Source organism: Jeongeupia chitinilytica (assembly GCF_014652315.1).
GTDB classification, from domain to species: domain Bacteria; phylum Pseudomonadota; class Gammaproteobacteria; order Burkholderiales; family Chitinibacteraceae; genus Jeongeupia; species Jeongeupia chitinilytica.
Genome location: NZ_BMYO01000002.1, coordinates 521,226 through 536,925 on the forward strand (window position 1 = coordinate 521,226; position 15,700 = coordinate 536,925).

Genomic DNA, 15,700 nt, shown 5'->3' on the forward strand with positions numbered 1-15,700 from the left:
GCACTCTCTTTGTTAAGAATTTGTTGCGAAAATATGGGTTTTTACTTACTCAGTGTGAAATATTTAGTTGTTGCTTGTTAATGCTTGTTTTGCATAAAAATGGAAATCCATATGCTTTTGTAAGCATATGGCGCGTCCCGAGCTTGTCAGCCATTGATCTGGAATGACCGCCCCGCACGGTGCATCAGGAGACGGTGTGTACACGCGGACAAGGATGAGGTTGCGGTTGAACGTTGCGCCGCCTCGCTGAATTTTTCGGGACCTCTTGCCGCACGCGATGCCGGTGGTGGCGTGCCGATCCTGGATGACTCCCTCGCTGCCGGCTGGGTGGCGGTCGCACTGGTTGCGCATGAGTCTCTGGCGAGGTGCCCCGTCGGTCGTGCCCGCGGTATCTCGTACCAGAGCCTCTCCGCAGCGGTCGAGAGCCACCCGGAAGCCTGCAGCCGGGCCAAGGCGGTCAAACCCACCGAGAAACGCCTGCGCTGCGCGCTCGAACGCTTCGAACGGCTCGGGCTGGTGGTGCGCAAGCACGACCCGAAACATCTCGTTTTTTCACTCCCGTTGGCGACCCTGGCCGACGTGCGTCCGAAATCCGAGGGGCAGATGAAGGGCTGGGATGAAGGGCGGGCTGCAAGCCGCGCCAGTGCTGCGTTTGCAGGGGATGAAGGACAGACCCGAAATGCCCGTGAGCGGCACACATCAGAGGTCGGGTTTTTACTCTCCGAATCATCATCATCTGTGGACTCGACCATGGTTGGAAATCTCGAGGTTTCCGACGAGACAGGATCGGGTAGGGAAGATCCTGAAACCCTGACCGCTCTGGTGGCCGTGCTGTGCGAACTGGGCATCCCGGTGTCACCCTGTCATGGCCAGTTGCGCAGCTGGGCCAGTGCCGGGGTCTCGGTCGACGAGCTCCGGTCGGCAGTGGCGACAGCCCGCAAGTACAAGCCAGCGCCGGAAGCGTTGCCGCTGGCCTACTTGGCCAAGGTGTTGCAGACGGCGAGGGCATCGAACGTCGTCCCGCTGACTGCAGCAGGTCCGGCTGGCAAACCGTGGTTCGATTCCTGGTCCGGCATCCGGACCAAGGGTGAAGCCTTCGGGCTGTTCGAGAAGGACTTCGCCCAGCCGCAGCTGTTCCGCGAGGCCGTGCTGCAGGCGGCCGGGATCGGCCGGCAGGCCATGCGGGTTGCGCACATCGATGCAGGAGGGCGCTGATGGCCCGCAATCCGTGGTTGCGCCCGGCTGGTGCCGATGGCTTCGTGGCCGTGCGGGTGCTGTGGGAACGGTTCGCCGCGGTGTATGGCGTCAAATGGCGGGTGCAGTTTCCGGACGAGGCCTCACAGGTGGTATGGGGCGAATCGGCTGCCGCACTGTTCTACGCCCGTGGCATCCAGTACCGGATGCTCAAGCCGGTGCTCGACAAGTTGTTGGCCACTGTGCGGGCCGACTCGGTGCCGCCGTCACTGGCCGAACTGGCCGACATGGTACTGCCGGCGATCGACTTCGCGGCGGCGTTCGACGAAGCCCGGGTACAAGCACCTCTGGTGATCCTCGGCGCTGCCGTGTGGAGCCAACCTGCGATCTACTAGGCGGCACGCGATTTTGGCCTGAACCGGATCGCCGCGGCACGCTGGGGCCGCAGCAAGGGCGACTGGATACGGCTGCTGTCGAAGCGGCTGGCGAGCGCCTGCCCGGCGGTGCCAGCAAACGTACCGCCACCCGAATACAGGCGCGGCAATGCCGCGGTTGCGGCTGCGTCGGTGGCACAACTGAAGGAAATGCTGGCTGCGAAAGCGGCCTGAGTAGTCAAAACAAAGCCCGGCAACGATCGGGCTAGGTGATCTCCGGGGCATTTAACGGAGGCAGTGAACGATGTTGGATATTCAAGGTGCGATCAGGCTGTTGGATGACTGGGGCCGCTGGTCCTGCCCGTTACCAGGCAACGGTTTTGCGGCGTGCCTGTACATGACACCGGAAGAGCGCATTCAGGCGGGCGCGACATCGCGGCCAAGCAGCGTGAACGAGGACGAAGTCATGCGGGTCGAGGCGGTGATTGCCACGCTGCCGGAAAGCACGAGGCTCTTGCTGCGTAAACACTACGTGTTCAAGGCCAATCCCAAGAGGGTGTGCGAACAGCTGCGTTTGCCACGCGTGCCGAGGAAGTGTTCCGGATGAAATGGAATTATTTGTTGTCGACGCCAACCAAGTCCATCCGCTATCTTTCGCTTAACAATTCGCCTTCGCTAAGGCACGTGTCTACCCGGGAAAGGGTGGTTTCGCACGCCTAGCAAAAACGATTCACCAGACCCCGCCGCAGCAAAGCGCGGGGTTTTTGCTTTTCCGGGTCGACACGCCGACCAACCCGAGCCCGCCCAGTGCGGGCTTTGTCGTTTCCGGAAGTACCCCATGCAAACCTATTACCTGCTGTTTCTGGCAGATGGCCGCACCGTGATCGACAGACAACGTCGTGCCGGCCTGCGCGGAGGTGTTCGCCGAATGCGATGCCGAGAGCCGGCTGGCTGCACTCGATCTGTTGGCCGGGTTCGGCTGAGGCACATGCATGGGGCGTACCGTTCTCGTCGGGATCCTGGTGGTGACGCTCCCGGTCCTTTACTTGGTGCTGCGTGCCAAGCACCAACGCGAAAGCGGCAATGACGCGGACTCGGCTCACGCCGGGCATCCGCCACGGATAGCTGTACACACTCGAAACGAAAGACCCGGTACCTTGGTGCCGGGTCTTTGTTTTTGTGGGCTTCGTCCGGACTTTGTGAACTACTTGTTCGGGCTGGGTGGTGGTTCGAAGCCTTCAATTTTGTGCTTCACACTCAACGGGGTGTCAGGAGCATTGGCCTTGGGCCCTGCGGTAAGATATACGGTTCCGTCGTCTCCCTCCGAGCCTACGATTCGAATGCTGCGAAAACCTACAACAACGGGGTGAACGAACGTCCGGTCCATTGTGATTGAGCCCGCACGGCCGACGCTGATACGGGTTTTCACATTGGGTAATGCGTCGGTAGCAGTCGTACCTGACGAGGGAGCAACAGTCTTCAGCGAGTCGACCAGTGCTTGGGACAGGGTGTCGATATCGCTTGGGGACGGCTTGTCTGCTGCTGCCTTGGGAGAACTGGCCGCAGCCTTGGGTTTGCTGGCTTCTGCTTTTGCCGTGGCGGACTTGGCTGTTTTCGCTTTGTCGACGGTTTTGGGGGCTGCAGCTTGGGCTTTGGCCGGCACGTCGTCACCGGTACCGCCGTCCTTGGCGTCGTCTGCATCGGAGGTACCGTCAGTGCCTTTCTTTGAATCAGCGCCGCCTTTCCAGGCCGCCAACACCGTTGCAAAGGTCTGCTTCACCGTACTGTCGGCCGGTAGCGTGTAGCCGACCTGAGCGCCGGCGTCGAAAGTTCGCTTGCTCGCCATGGTGACCCGGATAGTGTTCGCAACTATGACATCCTGAATGATCTTGACCACATACAGGTTGGCGCCGCCACAAGCGCCCGGGCCTACCAGTGCCGCTGCTTTCAGCGCGTCGTCGATCGTTTCCTTGTCGCGAACCATCAGCTTCATCAACGGCATGAGCGGTAAACCGTATTCCGCGGCCGAAGGCACGCTGATGCTGCCGCTGTCGAACTGCTCCGCGCCGATCGATACATTGCCAAGCGCGACGCCGGCAGGAATCAAGGCAGTCAGCTCTTCCTTACTCAGTGCGACCTGAATCACATCTGGCAGGGCGACATTTCGCAAACGCGTTGCAGGAGACCTGGCCTTCGACGGATCGCCACGAACTATTGGCTTTTCCGCAAACAGTCCCGGCTCGGTCGCCATTTCGCCGGCAGCGACGCCCTTGTTGCTCGGTAACTCCATGCTGAGTCCGAGATGGTTACCGATCGCCGCCGGCGTATCGTACAGTCGAGCCAACAGAACGCTGATCGGTACCGGCTTTCCTTTCTGCACGGACTCCGCTTTACACACCAGGACGATATCGCCGGGCTGGACGTCCTCGCGTGGCGGAAAGACAGCTTCCATCTGGAGATTCCGAAACGCCGCCGACCATTTCGGGGCAACGTCATACTGTGGGGTCGAAGTGCAAGCTGAAAGCGTCAATGCCAGCATGCCCAGACACACGGAGAACCTGAGCTTGCGTGTAGTAGGGGTAATCATGGCCATCTCCGAACGTTTCTGTTTGTTGTGACTACGATCCTCGGTATAGGCACCTACGAAGCAACTTGCAAAATCGGTAAGTAATTGGCGGCTCCGGGTGGAGAAACTGACAGTTCAGGGCTGACTCAGGTAACTGAAGCCATGGAACTTGAGGGGCAATGGGCTCGTTTGCTTAGCTGCTCCCATCACTCGGCTCAACTGCTGCTAGCCCCAGCGACCTCTCAAACTTCACTGGCAATCGCCTTGCATCATTTGTCCCCTCGGGAGTCCATCCTGATGGGGCGGGGTCCCTCTGCTGGAGAAGCCGATGTTCCACGTTGCCTTTTTCTACCGCGCTCAGGGTCAGGTATGACCTCCGCGCTCCAGGCTTCACTCTCGCTATTGTTGTTTGCCGACGCTAGGCCGGACTTGGCCATGCAGGACGCAATAGAGCAACTGCATGCACAGACTGCGATCTACACGGCTGGCCGAACTAACGGGGCGCGATAAGTAACGTAGTCAGACGCAACCGGCACAAGCGGTCAGTTCTGCCGGAATATGCACTCGATCAGTTGGCCGGTTTCGGCTGAGACACATGCATGGTGCGCACCGCCGGTCGCGCACCTGCATCCTGCAGGCAAGCATCCGCCTCATACTGATGACGACGGGCAGGGGGTGATCTGCCGCGATGTTGAACAGTCAGGAGAACCGGCATGGCCAGCAAGAACACGATTTGTCTGTGGTACGACGGCGCAGCACTGGAAGCGGCGGAGTTTTATGCCAAGACGTTCCCGGACAGTGCCGTCGGCGCCATCCTCCGCGCTCCGGGCGACTACCCCGCGGGTAAAGAGGGCGATGTGCTGACGGTCGAGTTCACGGTGATGGGGCTGCCGTGTCTTGGTCTGAACGGTGGGCCCGGCTTCACGCATGACGAGGCCTTCTCGTTTCAGGTCTCGACCGAGGACCAGGCTGAAACGGATAGCCTGTGGAATGCCATCGTCGACAACGGCGGTCAGGAAAGCGCCTGCGGCTGGTGCAAGGACAAGTGGGGCGTGTCATGGCAGATCACGCCACGCATCCTGATGACGGCGATCGCCGACCCGGATCGCGCGGCAGCCAAGCGCGCGTTCGAGGCCATGATGAACATGGGCAAGATCGACATCGCGGCCATCGAAGCGGCCTGGCGCGGCTGAGGCAGCTCACGCTCCGCCGCGGTTAACACAACGGTTGGAGTGTTTGATGGTTTCCTTTTCGCCGATGCGCCCATGCCGGCAGGTTGGCTGCCGCACGCTGGTCGAGCGCGGCTATTGCGAGCAGCACCAGCCCAAGGTCGAGCGTCGTTACGACCAGCAGCGCGGCACGTCGGCGCAGCGCGGCTACGGTTCGCGCTGGCAGAAGGCGCGGGCGACCTTCCTGCGATCGCATCCGTTCTGTGTGGCATGCGCTGCGCGTCACCGGCTGGTGCCGGCCAATGTGGTCGACCATGTCGTGCCGCACCGCGGCGACCAGACGCTGTTCTGGGATACCGATAACTGGCAGGCGCTGTGCAAGCCCTGCCACGACGCCAAGACCGCGCGCGAAGACGGCGGCCTCGGCAATCGGCGGCTGTCCTGAGCCGACCCCATCGCCCCTCGATCAAGGGGGGGGGCTATCAAAAGGCTGGGGCGCTTCGTCCTAGACCGAGTAGTCCCCCGTTTCTGTAAAAACCCCCGTAAACCATAGGGGGGGGGTATGAACCGGCCCGCTGCTGCATTGAAGTTGGCATTCGGTCGTTTCGTCTCTCCCGTTCACCGATAGGCGCTGCATGAGCGAGCAAACCACCCCGGCGAGCGCGCTGGTCGCGCTGCCCCGACCACCCCGTTTCCTCAAATCGGCACGACCCAAACGGATCTGGTCGTACTTGCTGACGTCATTGGCCGACGCCCAGCTCGACTACGCCTCGGCACTGATCGGCCTGGCGCTGCTGGCCGAGAAGGTCGACGCCTGGCGTTCCCACGTCGATGCGATCCGCAAGGAGGGTGGCCGCTATGACGTCGATTCCAATGGCGGCTCGATGGAGTCGGACGAGTCGATGGCCGAACGACGTGCCCGCAACGAGGTGCTCAAGGATCTCGACCAGGCCGGGCTGACCGTCACCACGGCCGCGCGCATCCGGGTGATCGACCGGCTGGCGTCGCAGGGCGAGCTGTTCAGCCCGTTCGACCTGCTCGAGCAGGCCCACGAAGGCGAGCGCCCCCCACAGCTGCCGCCCTGGACGATGACCAGTGCCGAGAAACGCCTCTGGCAGGACCTGCAGCCGCTGCTCGAGCAGAGCGGTTTCGACTTCAGTTCGGCCGGTCTGGCGATCGGCCTGCTGTGCGCGGCGATGGCCGACTGGTACGAGGCCCGCCAATGGCTGGCCGACCACAAGGGCAAGCACTTCGCGGTCAGCTACAAGACCGGCCGGACTTACGAAGTGAGCGCCAGTTACAACCGGGCCAAGATCGCGCGCCAGATCCGCGAACTGCTCAAACGCAACGGACTGACCGTCTACGCATGTGCCAAACACAAAGCCATCAGCAAGGGCCGGGTACTGAGTGCGGAGCTGGCCGAGATCCTGATGTTCGCGGACCAGCGGGCGGACTGATCCCGGCCGGCTACGCGCTGCAGCCCTGGGACCGGTACGGCCTCGACGTGCTCGAGGGCCGGATCGTCGCCGGCCGCTACACCCGGCTGGCGATCGAACGCCACTTCCGCGACCTTAAAAACGGCGGCGAACGCGGCCTGGTGTTCCGCATCGACCACGCCCGGCACGTGATCGACTTCTTCAAACACTGCCGGCAAAGCTCGGGCGAATGGGGCGGACAGCCCATCGTGCTGCAACCGTGGCAGCAGTTCTGGCTGGCCGTGACCTTCGGCTGGCGCCGCATCGACGGCTCGCGCCGCTTCCGTACCTGGTACGAGGAGGTCGCGCGCAAGAACGGCAAGAGCACCAAGCTCTCGGCGATCGGCCTCTACCTGTTCGCGATGGACAAGGAGAAGGGCGCGCAGGTCTTCACTGCTGCGACCAAGCTCGACCAGGCCAAGATCACCCACAAGGAAGCCGAGATGATGGTGCAGCAGTCCCCCGGACTGCGGCAGCTGATCTCGGTGCACAACAACCGGATGTTCATCGCCGGTACCGCCAATCTGTTCGTCCCTCTGGGGGCCGATGCCAAGACGCAGGATGGCCTGAACGTGCACGGCGCGATCATCGACGAGCTGCACGCCCACCCGTCGCGGGCGCTGTGGGACGTGATCGAGACCGCCACCGGCGCCCGGCGCAGCCCGCTGCTGTACGCGATCACCACCGCCGGCGAGAACATCGAAGGCTCGATCTGCCTCGAGCAGCGCGGCTATTTGATCCGGGTGCTCGAAGGCACCGAGACCGACGACTCGTTCGGCGGGGTGATCTACACGCTCGATGCCGATGACGACTGGCGTGACGAAAAGAACTGGATCAAGGCCAATCCGAACATGGGCGTGTCGATCAAGGTCGAGCAGTTGCGCGATATGGCCAAAAAGGCCGCGGCGGTACCGACCGCGCTGTTCAACTTCCTGACCAAGCGGCTGAACATCTGGACCCAGCTGCTCGATGCCTGGCTGTCGCTCGACGACTGGGACGCCTGCGGTGAGCCGTTCGACGAGACCGATTTCCACGGCCGCTACTGCTACGGCGGCCTCGACGTCTCCAAGACCACCGACCTGACCGCCTGGGTGCTGGTGTTCCCGCCGCAGGCCGGCGATCCGAACTGGACGATCCTGCCGCGCTTCTTCGTGCCCGAAGACCAGCTCGAGCGGCGCGAACAGAAGGATCGCGTCGACTACCGCACCTGGGCACAGCAGGACCACCTGCAGACCACACCGGGCCGGATCGTCGACCAGGAACAGATCCGCCTGCAGGTACTGGCCGATCAGGCCGTGTTCGACATCCGCGAGATCGGCTACGACGACTGGAACTCGCTCAAGCTTGCCGGCGAGCTGGCCGAGGCCGGCTTGCAGATGGTCGAGATCCCCCAGAATTTCCAGGCGCTCTCGGCGCCCAGCAAGTTCCTCGAGGAAATCATGCTCAACAGACTGCTCCGCCACGGCGGCCACCCGGTGCTGCGCTGGAACGCCGGCAACGTGGTGCTGCTGCAGGACACCAACGGCAACCTGCGCCCGAACAAGCGCAAGTCACGGGAAAAAATCGACGGCATCGTCGCGACCGTGATGGCGCTGAACCGGGCGATGTTCCCGGCCGAGCCGGACGCCATGCCCGGAGTCATCGTGCTATGACCGGTACGCGCAGTTCCGGCTACGGCTCGACCATCCTGAACAACTGGCTGGCCAGCCGACAGGCCGACAAAGCCCAAGCGGCTGTGCCGCCCACGGCCTCGGTGCCGGCCGAACCGATCCACAACGACAGCATGCTGCTGTCGCAGGGTTACGCCGGCACCGACCTGTACGCCTTCCTCACCGGCGGCCTGTCGGCCGCCGGCATGGCCGTGAACGAACGCACCGCGATGAACGTCGCTGCGGTGTTCGCCTGCGTCGGACTGATCGGTGGCTCGATCGCTTCGTTGCCGCTGCCGATCTACCGCTGGACCGACCGCGGTCGCGAGACCGTGTCGGAATCGCAGAGTGGGCTGTGGCGACTGCTCAATCTCGAACCGTGGCCATCGATGAGTGCCGCAGTCTGGCGCGAATGCATGATGACCTCGGTGCTGTTGCAGGGCGATGCGTTTGCGCGCATTCACCGCAAGTCGGCGCGCTCGCCCGACATTGCCGGCTTCGAGCCGCTGCCGCACTCGACGGTCGAACCGATACCGGCCAAGGGCCGGCTGCTGTACCGGGTCACGCCCACCGACGGCGGTACGCCGTACACGCTCGATCAGGACGACATGCTGCATGTCCCCGGGGTCGGCTTCGACGGCCAGCGCGGGCTGCCAGTGATCCGGCATGCACTGCGCAACGTCGCCGGTACCGCACTGGCGGCGAGCGAGTACACCGGGCGCTTCTTCAGCAACGGTGCGCGGCCCGACTTCGTGCTGCAGTCGGACTCGCCCAAGGCGCTTGATCCCGGCGTGGTGCAGACCATCCGCGAGACCTGGGCGCAGAAGCACCAAGGGGTCGCCAACAGCCACCTGCCGGCGATCCTCAGTGGCGGACTCAAGATCGCCCAGCTGACCATGAGCGCCGAAGACGCGCAGTTGCTGGGGATCATGAACCTGTCGGTCGAAGAGGTGGCGCGGATCTTCGGCGTGCCGCCGTTCATGATCGGCCATGTCGAGAAGACGTCGTCCTTCGGTACCGGCATCGAGCAGCAGTCGATCGGCTTCGTGAAGTTCACCTTGCTGCGTCACCTGGTGAAGTTCGCCCAGGAACTGAACCGCAAGGTCTTCCGTGGCACGACCTACTGCGAGTTCGACACCACCGGCCTCGAACGCGGCGACACCAAGTCGCGCTACGAGGCGTACCGGGTTGCCCTCGGCCGGGCCGGCGAGCCGGGCTGGATGACACCGAACGAAGTGCGCCATGAAGAGAACCGCCCCGACATTCCGGGCGGCGAACGCCTTTACTATGGAGGAGAGAATGCGACAGCTGCTGAACCTGCTGATCAGTAACCGGCAGGCCGACCGGCGCTTCGATGTGGTGCAGAACCAGGCGGGCAATGAGGCCACGCTCTACCTGTACGACTGCATCGTCGCCACACAGGCCGAGGCCGACTGGTGGGGCGGCGTTGCCGCCGACACCGTCGCCAAGAAGATCGCCGCGATCGACGCCCCGACCATCCACGTTCGGATCAACTCGCCCGGTGGCGACGTCTTCGGTGGTAGGGCGATCGAGACTGCGCTGCGCCAGCACCCGGCGCAGATCCACGTCCACGTCGACGGCCTGGCCGCCAGTGCCGCGAGCTTCATCGCCATGGCCGGCGATGTGATCGCGATCTCGCCCGGTGCCTTCGTGATGATCCACCAGGCCCAGACGCTGGCCTACGGCTCCGCCGATTCCCTGGAAAAGACCGCCTCGCTGCTGCGCAAGGTCGACGCCACGCTGGTCGACACCTACGTCACGCGGACGAAGCAGGATGACGGCCGCGTGCGCGACTGGGTCAACGCCGAAACCTGGTTCACCGCCGCCGAAGCGGTCGAGTACGGCTTCGCCGATCAACTGGCTGACGACAGTGCAGGCGTATCGGCCTGCTGGAACCTCTCGGCCTACGCCAAGGCACCGATTGCGGCCAGTGTGCCGCCGGGCCATCAGGCACCGCCGAAACAAGTGCCGTCCGAACCTGCCGCACCGGCCGCCCAAGACGACCAGTCCCACCGACAGCGGGCCGCCAACCAGCGCCGCGTGGCGCTGCTGAACCTCGGGTTCTGACCGCGCAATACCTGCTTCAGTCGCCGTTTCATCCGTTTCTATCAAGGCCGCCTCCGGGCGGCCTTTTTTATTGGAGTTTCCCCATGGCCGTATCCATCCAGACCCTCCGCGAACAGCGTGCCGCCATCGGTGCCAAGCTGAAGAACCTCGTCGACAGCGATCACAATCCGCTGTGGAACGACAGCCTGCAGGCCGAGTACGACGCGGCGGTGAAGCAGGTTGCCGACATTGATGCGCAGATCGAGCGCATCGAGGCATACAACACGCTGATGGCCGACCTGCAGGTCAACAATGCCGTCGTCGAGGCGGTTGGCAAGAAGGCTGGCAGCGAAGCTGCGAAGATCTACGATGCGCTGCTGCGCCACGGGCCGATGGCGCTGACGCAGGATCAGCTGGGCACGCTGCGCAATGCTATGAGCACCACCACCGGCAGCGAGGGCGGCTATACCGTGCCGGAAGAACTGGCCCGTTCGGTGATCGAGGCACTGAAGACCTTCGGTGGCATGCGCGAGGTTGCGACGGTGATCTCGACCGCCACCGGCGCCGCGATGTCGTTCCCGACCACCGACGGCACCTCGGAAGAGGGCGAGATCGTCGCCGAGAACGCCGAAGCCGGCGATGCCGACATCGCCTTCGGTACCCGCTCGATCAACACCTTCAAGTTCAGCTCCAAGATCGTCACCGTGCCGATCGAGCTGCTGCAGGACAGTGCCGTCGACCTCGATGCGCTGATCAACCGCCGCTGCATCTCGCGGATCGGCCGGATCACCAACAAGAAGTTCACCCTCGGTACCGGCAACGGCGAGCCGAACGGCATCGTCCCGAACGCCGCCGTCGGCGTGACCGGTGCATCGACCAAGGCCGTCAGCGGCGACGAGCTGATCGACCTCGAACACAGCGTCGATCCGGCATATCGCCACAACGGCCGCTGGATGTTCGCCGACAGCACATTGCGCGAGCTGAAGAAGCTCAAGGATGACCAGGGTCGGCCGCTGTGGCTGCCGGGCTTCGCCGTGAAGGAACCGGACACGATCCTCAGCTATGGCTACGTGATCAACCAGGACATGCCGGCCATGGCCGCCGGCGCGACCTCGATCCTGTTCGGCGACTTCAGCACCTATCTGATCCGTGATGCGCTGGCGATGCAGATGCACCGTTTCACCGACTCGGCGTTCGCCCGCAAGGGTCAGGTCGGCTTCCTGATGTTCTCGCGCTCGGGCGGCAACCTGCTCGACGTCGGCGGTTCGATCAAGGCGTTCAAGAACGCTGCCTCGGCGCCGTCTGGGGTAGAGGAAGCCCGCGAGCCGGAAGAAGCGATCGCCTGATTGAAGGAATCCCATGCTGCGCATCACCACGCCGCCGACCTGCTTGCCGGTCACCGTCGACGAATTCAAGTCCTGGGGCTACGAGTTCAACACTGACCAGGACGACAACATCCGCCGCGAGATCAGCACTGCGACCGACGCGGCCGAACGGATGACCCGCCGAGCCCTCATCACGAGGGAGGTCGAACTGACCGCCGCGGGCTTCGCCCAAGCGCGCTACCTTGTCGGCGCCACGCCGGTGCAGGCGATCGTGTCGGTGCAGTACCTCGACCCGGCAGGCCAAGCGCAGACGCTCGATCCGGCCGCCTGCCGCATCCTGCCGGGCGAGCCCGAGCAGCTCTGGCCGGCGGTCGGGCAGTCGTGGCCGGCGACCTGCCGCGATCCGGCCGCCGTGACGGTGACCCTGCGCTGCGGCTACGGCGAAGCGAGCGATGTCCCCGACGCCTTCAAGACCTGGATCATCCGCCGCGTGGCCACCAGCTACGAGTACCGCAAAAACGTCGAGACCGGCACGCTGAATGAACTCCCGGAAGACTTCGTCGACGGCGTGCTCGACGACTACGTAATCCGCGGGGTGTGGTGATGGGAAATCTCAACAAATACCGCTCGCGCATCCGGATCGAACAGCTGCAGTCACAACGCGACAGCGTCGGTGGCGAACTGAAAGTCTGGGTGCCGCTGGGCGACACCGAACTGCCGGCAGGCATCCGGCCGCTGCGCGGTCGCGAGTTCCTCGCCGCGCAACAGGTGCAGGCTGAAGTGACCACCGAGATCAGCCTGCGCTACCCGCGGCAGCTGCCCACCATCACCGCCGCCATGCGCGTGCGCTGCGGCAGCACCTCCTACAACATCAAGGCCGTCATCGACGTAGACGGCCGGCAGGTCGACCTGCAGCTGATGTGCACCAGCGGCGTCGACGAAGGCTGAACCATGAACAAAATCCAAGGCCTCGACAGCCTCAGCCGCAAACTCAGGCTGCTGCCAAAACAGGTCCAGAACAAGCAGGTAAAACGCAGTCTCTCTGCCGGCGCCCGCGAACTGATCACTGCGATCAAGGCCGCGGCACCGGAAGACACTGGCTTGATGAAGACCCAGATCGTGCAGTTCCGCGTGCCACAACAGAACAAGGTGCAGGTCGGCGTCAGCAGTCGCCTGAAGAAGCTCAAAAGCGAGCGCACCAGGCAAAAAGCCGATGCACGAAACAAGTATCGGCCGGTGAACTACGGCGCCTACTACTGGCGCTTCGTCGAGTTCGGCACCAGCAAGATGCCGGCCAAACCCTTCATCCGTCCGACCTTCGACGCCAGGAAAACCGGCATCGCCAAACGCATCATCGTCGAGCTGGAAAAGGGCATCGAGATGGAGGCCAACAAGCTGTGATTGAGGAACAGATCTTCACCGCCTTGGCGCCGCTGTTCGAAGGCCGGGTCTACCCGCTGTTAGCACCGCAGGACACCCCACGACCGAACCTCGTGTACCAGGTCATCAGCGACACCCCGAATACCGTGCTCGCCGGCCGAACAAACACTCACCACCTGCGCCTGCAGCTGAGCATCTGGACCGACGACTATCTCAGCGGCAAGCAGTTTGCGAAGCAGGCGATCGAAGCGCTCGAACAGGCGGGGTTGCGGCCGGTGATTCAGTCGATCGTCGATGATCTGGAATCCGCGACGCGGCTTTGCAGGCAAATTGTGGATGTGTCGACGTGGTGCTTATTCAAAATGGAGTCTCTTCCTAGTGGTGAATGATTTGTTTGTGTTCATAGCCGATCGAATCTGGCTTTGCGTTTTCATCGGTGGTTTCAAAATTCTCGTTAAACAAGACTTCGGCGTCAGACCATCGATTCACCTTGTCCTGGCGCTCGGATAACGCGAGCGCAATAAATTGCCCCGCAATTTGTATCATGTTGTTGTTCCTTCCTTCTGCTTCTGAATCGTAATTTTTATCGGCTTCAGCGTGACGGAATCCGTCTTGCAGATTGTAATTCCCGAATTTTACTATTCTTCCTGCATTATTGGTGTGTGATATTCCATATTCCTTGTTGTTTTCTCGCATTACGTGGCTACTTGAGAATGAATCTTCAATCATGTGCAGCGCAGACCCAAGTGCACGGTTTTGTGTTTCAGTCGAGCTGTAGATCTGTTTTTTACAAACCAAGGTGGTTCTGCTACCTAGAGGCTTGAGTAGGTTTCCGCCCTTCCGGTAGCACTCCTTTTTAAATAATCCAGCTGGTGTCCAATCTGGGTAAGGTTTTGTAAAAAAAGCATTAAATTGCTCTGAGCTGCTCAATGAGAGATATTTTCCTACTTTAGAAAACGGAGTAAATGCGGGAATCTCTCCGCTGGAGACTTTGTATGTGAACTCAAACCACATTTTCATGGCTGTTATTGTGTCTTTCGCAATCTCATTTTCGTTAGATGCCATTGAGTGCAAAAACTGGATGTCTCCGCAGTGAGTTCTATATGAAAGATCCCATTGAGTCCCAACCTTTTTATGGTTGAGACAACCAGTCTCGAAATGCAGTCCCCACGAAATCGGGTGGTTCGGTGCCATATTTAATGGGTCGTCATTCCATCGGACTCCTGACACGGTTTCGGTTATGAATTTTTCAGTCTTGTAAGTGGTTTGAATGTTGGATGATTTTATGGCAAGAACGGTGAAGTTTTCGTGAAGTGGTGCACGGGTGCTGTCTGTGTATTGCTCTGATTGATTATTGTATGTGCTGGATTGATTTATCGAAAATGCTATGGCAATAGCTGGGGTGGTAACGAAAGTGGTAAATAGTGCATATATGCTGACGCGCATTAGATTGTCCTTCTTCGTGGTTGCATTGTTAATTTTTTAATGCTTTGGTGGCTATGTATTCATAGTGCAGTGATCTTTTTTTTTCTAGTGTTGTTCTTTGTTGGGGGGCGCGTTTCTATTAGCCAGTGACAAAGGCTCCAGGTTTTGGTGTTTGCTTTGGTGGGTTTGCAATGTAACTGCCCGCTTTGCGGGCTTTTTTAGTAGGGGTGTGCGATGTCGAACGCGATTGGATCGCAGGGTACGATGGTGTCGATCGGTGATGGCGCCGACGGCTGGATCGAAGTTGGCGAGGTGACCAACTTCTCGGGGATGGATGGTCAAGCGAACGAGATCGACTGCACCCACCTGAAGTCCGAGGCCAAGGAAAAACGTCTCGGGTTGCAGGACTACGGTGGCGTGAGTCTGGATTTAAACCGGATCTTCGACGACGAAGGTCAGGCGGCGGCCGATGCGGCCAAGGCGAGCGGGGCGGTGGTGCCGATTCAGATCACCTACACCAGTGGCCATGTGCAGAGCTTCGACGCACTGGTGAAGGGCTTCTCGCACGAGTTCGGCGTCGACAACATCCTCAAGGGCAAGCTCGACCTGACGATTACCGGTGCGGTGACGACGACCAAACCGGTGCCGCCGGCGCCACCTGCACCGCAGGCCGTTGAGCCGGAGGTGACCGTATGAAGCCGCTGTCGCGTGAACAACTGCTAGGCACCGGCCGGGCTTCTGAGACCGTGCCGGTCCCGGCGCTGGGTGGTTCGGCCATCGTCTCGGAGATGTCCGCGCTCGACGCCGAGCAGTTCTGGCTCGAGGTCGCGGCATTGCGCGAAGCGGGGCGGCCGATGACCAGCGAGATCGAGGCCCGGCTGCTGGTGCGGTCTCTGGTCGACGAGCGCGGCGAGCGACTGCTGCACGACGACGATGTGGCCAGCTTGCCGGCGCATCTGTCCGGTCTGTCACTGCGCTTGCTGGCCGATGTGGCCTGGCGACTGAACACGCCACCACAAGAGGCGATCGACGCCGCAAAAAAGCCCTGACCCGGCGACCCTTCCTGCGCTTTGCCC

General features: G+C 61.7%; 18 protein-coding genes. 16 read left to right on the plus strand and 2 right to left on the minus strand.

Annotation, left to right across the window (positions count from 1 at the left end; genetic code table 11):
• The first annotated feature begins 291 nt into the window (after positions 1-291).
• The 3 genes from IE097_RS05550 (at position 292) to IE097_RS05560 (ending at position 2,175) form a co-directional block, all read left to right on the plus strand.
• Complete coding sequence (locus IE097_RS05550; protein ID WP_189459144.1) at positions 292-1,215, plus strand: hypothetical protein; 924 nt, start codon at positions 292-294, stop codon at positions 1,213-1,215.
• Positions 1,215-1,589, plus strand: a complete 375-nt coding sequence (locus IE097_RS05555; RefSeq protein ID WP_189459145.1) for a hypothetical protein — start codon at positions 1,215-1,217, stop codon at positions 1,587-1,589. The genes IE097_RS05550 and IE097_RS05555 overlap by 1 nt, the downstream gene beginning before the upstream one ends.
• Before the next feature lie 283 nt (positions 1,590-1,872).
• Positions 1,873-2,175 (plus strand): hypothetical protein, encoded by a 303-nt coding sequence (locus IE097_RS05560; protein WP_189459146.1) that lies wholly within the window; start codon positions 1,873-1,875, stop codon positions 2,173-2,175.
• Positions 2,176-2,772: 597 nt separating this feature from the next.
• On the opposite strand, the gene IE097_RS05565 is transcribed toward IE097_RS05560, so the two are convergent.
• Positions 2,773-4,155, minus strand: a complete 1,383-nt coding sequence (locus IE097_RS05565; RefSeq protein ID WP_229797440.1) for a hypothetical protein — start codon at positions 4,153-4,155, stop codon at positions 2,773-2,775.
• Between the two features lie 692 nt (positions 4,156-4,847).
• Between IE097_RS05565 and IE097_RS05570 the strand changes: the two genes are divergently transcribed.
• From IE097_RS05570 to IE097_RS05620, 11 genes are all read left to right on the plus strand, one after another.
• Positions 4,848-5,327, plus strand: coding sequence for a VOC family protein (locus tag IE097_RS05570; protein ID WP_189459148.1), 480 nt, complete (start codon positions 4,848-4,850; stop codon positions 5,325-5,327).
• 46 nt (positions 5,328-5,373) lie between these two features.
• A complete protein-coding gene (locus IE097_RS05575) occupies positions 5,374-5,748 on the plus strand; it encodes an HNH endonuclease (protein WP_189459149.1) in 375 nt (124 codons plus the stop codon).
• Positions 5,749-5,938: 190 nt separating this feature from the next.
• Positions 5,939-6,760 carry a hypothetical protein gene (locus IE097_RS05580; RefSeq protein ID WP_189459150.1) on the plus strand — a complete coding sequence of 274 codons (822 nt, stop codon included), beginning with the start codon at positions 5,939-5,941 and terminating at the stop codon, positions 6,758-6,760.
• A gap of 47 nt (positions 6,761-6,807) precedes the next feature.
• Positions 6,808-8,430, plus strand: a complete 1,623-nt coding sequence (locus IE097_RS05585; RefSeq protein WP_189459151.1) for a terminase large subunit — start codon at positions 6,808-6,810, stop codon at positions 8,428-8,430.
• Positions 8,427-9,758 carry a phage portal protein gene (locus IE097_RS05590; RefSeq protein WP_189459152.1) on the plus strand — a complete coding sequence of 444 codons (1,332 nt, stop codon included), beginning with the start codon at positions 8,427-8,429 and terminating at the stop codon, positions 9,756-9,758. Before IE097_RS05585 ends, IE097_RS05590 begins: the two co-directional genes overlap by 4 nt.
• Positions 9,727-10,515, plus strand: a complete 789-nt coding sequence (locus IE097_RS05595) for a head maturation protease, ClpP-related (protein ID WP_189459153.1) — start codon at positions 9,727-9,729, stop codon at positions 10,513-10,515. The genes IE097_RS05590 and IE097_RS05595 overlap by 32 nt, the downstream gene beginning before the upstream one ends.
• An 83-nt stretch (positions 10,516-10,598) precedes the next feature.
• On the plus strand, positions 10,599-11,840 hold the full coding sequence (locus IE097_RS05600) for a phage major capsid protein (RefSeq protein ID WP_189459154.1): 1,242 nt from the start codon (positions 10,599-10,601) through the stop codon (positions 11,838-11,840).
• 13 nt (positions 11,841-11,853) lie between these two features.
• Positions 11,854-12,423 (plus strand): head-tail connector protein, encoded by a 570-nt coding sequence (locus IE097_RS05605; RefSeq protein WP_189459155.1) that lies wholly within the window; start codon positions 11,854-11,856, stop codon positions 12,421-12,423.
• Positions 12,423-12,767 carry a phage head closure protein gene (locus IE097_RS05610; protein WP_189459156.1) on the plus strand — a complete coding sequence of 115 codons (345 nt, stop codon included), beginning with the start codon at positions 12,423-12,425 and terminating at the stop codon, positions 12,765-12,767. The genes IE097_RS05605 and IE097_RS05610 overlap by 1 nt, the downstream gene beginning before the upstream one ends.
• Before the next feature lie 3 nt (positions 12,768-12,770).
• The gene (locus tag IE097_RS05615) at positions 12,771-13,220 is read left to right on the plus strand and encodes an HK97-gp10 family putative phage morphogenesis protein (RefSeq protein WP_189459157.1); all 450 of its coding nucleotides are present in this window, start codon (positions 12,771-12,773) and stop codon (positions 13,218-13,220) included.
• Entirely contained in the window at positions 13,217-13,588 is a 372-nt protein-coding gene (locus tag IE097_RS05620) for a DUF3168 domain-containing protein (RefSeq protein ID WP_189459158.1), read from the plus strand. Before IE097_RS05615 ends, IE097_RS05620 begins: the two co-directional genes overlap by 4 nt.
• On the opposite strand, the gene IE097_RS05625 is transcribed toward IE097_RS05620, so the two are convergent.
• A complete protein-coding gene (locus IE097_RS05625) occupies positions 13,575-14,645 on the minus strand; it encodes a hypothetical protein (RefSeq protein WP_189459159.1) in 1,071 nt (356 codons plus the stop codon). The genes IE097_RS05620 and IE097_RS05625 overlap by 14 nt on opposite strands.
• A gap of 213 nt (positions 14,646-14,858) precedes the next feature.
• On the opposite strand from IE097_RS05625, the gene IE097_RS05630 reads away from it, so the two are divergent.
• Positions 14,859-15,320, plus strand: a complete 462-nt coding sequence (locus tag IE097_RS05630) for a phage tail tube protein (protein ID WP_189459160.1) — start codon at positions 14,859-14,861, stop codon at positions 15,318-15,320.
• Positions 15,317-15,673, plus strand: a complete 357-nt coding sequence (locus IE097_RS05635) for a hypothetical protein (protein ID WP_189459161.1) — start codon at positions 15,317-15,319, stop codon at positions 15,671-15,673. Before IE097_RS05630 ends, IE097_RS05635 begins: the two co-directional genes overlap by 4 nt.
• Positions 15,674-15,700: the final 27 nt, after the last annotated feature.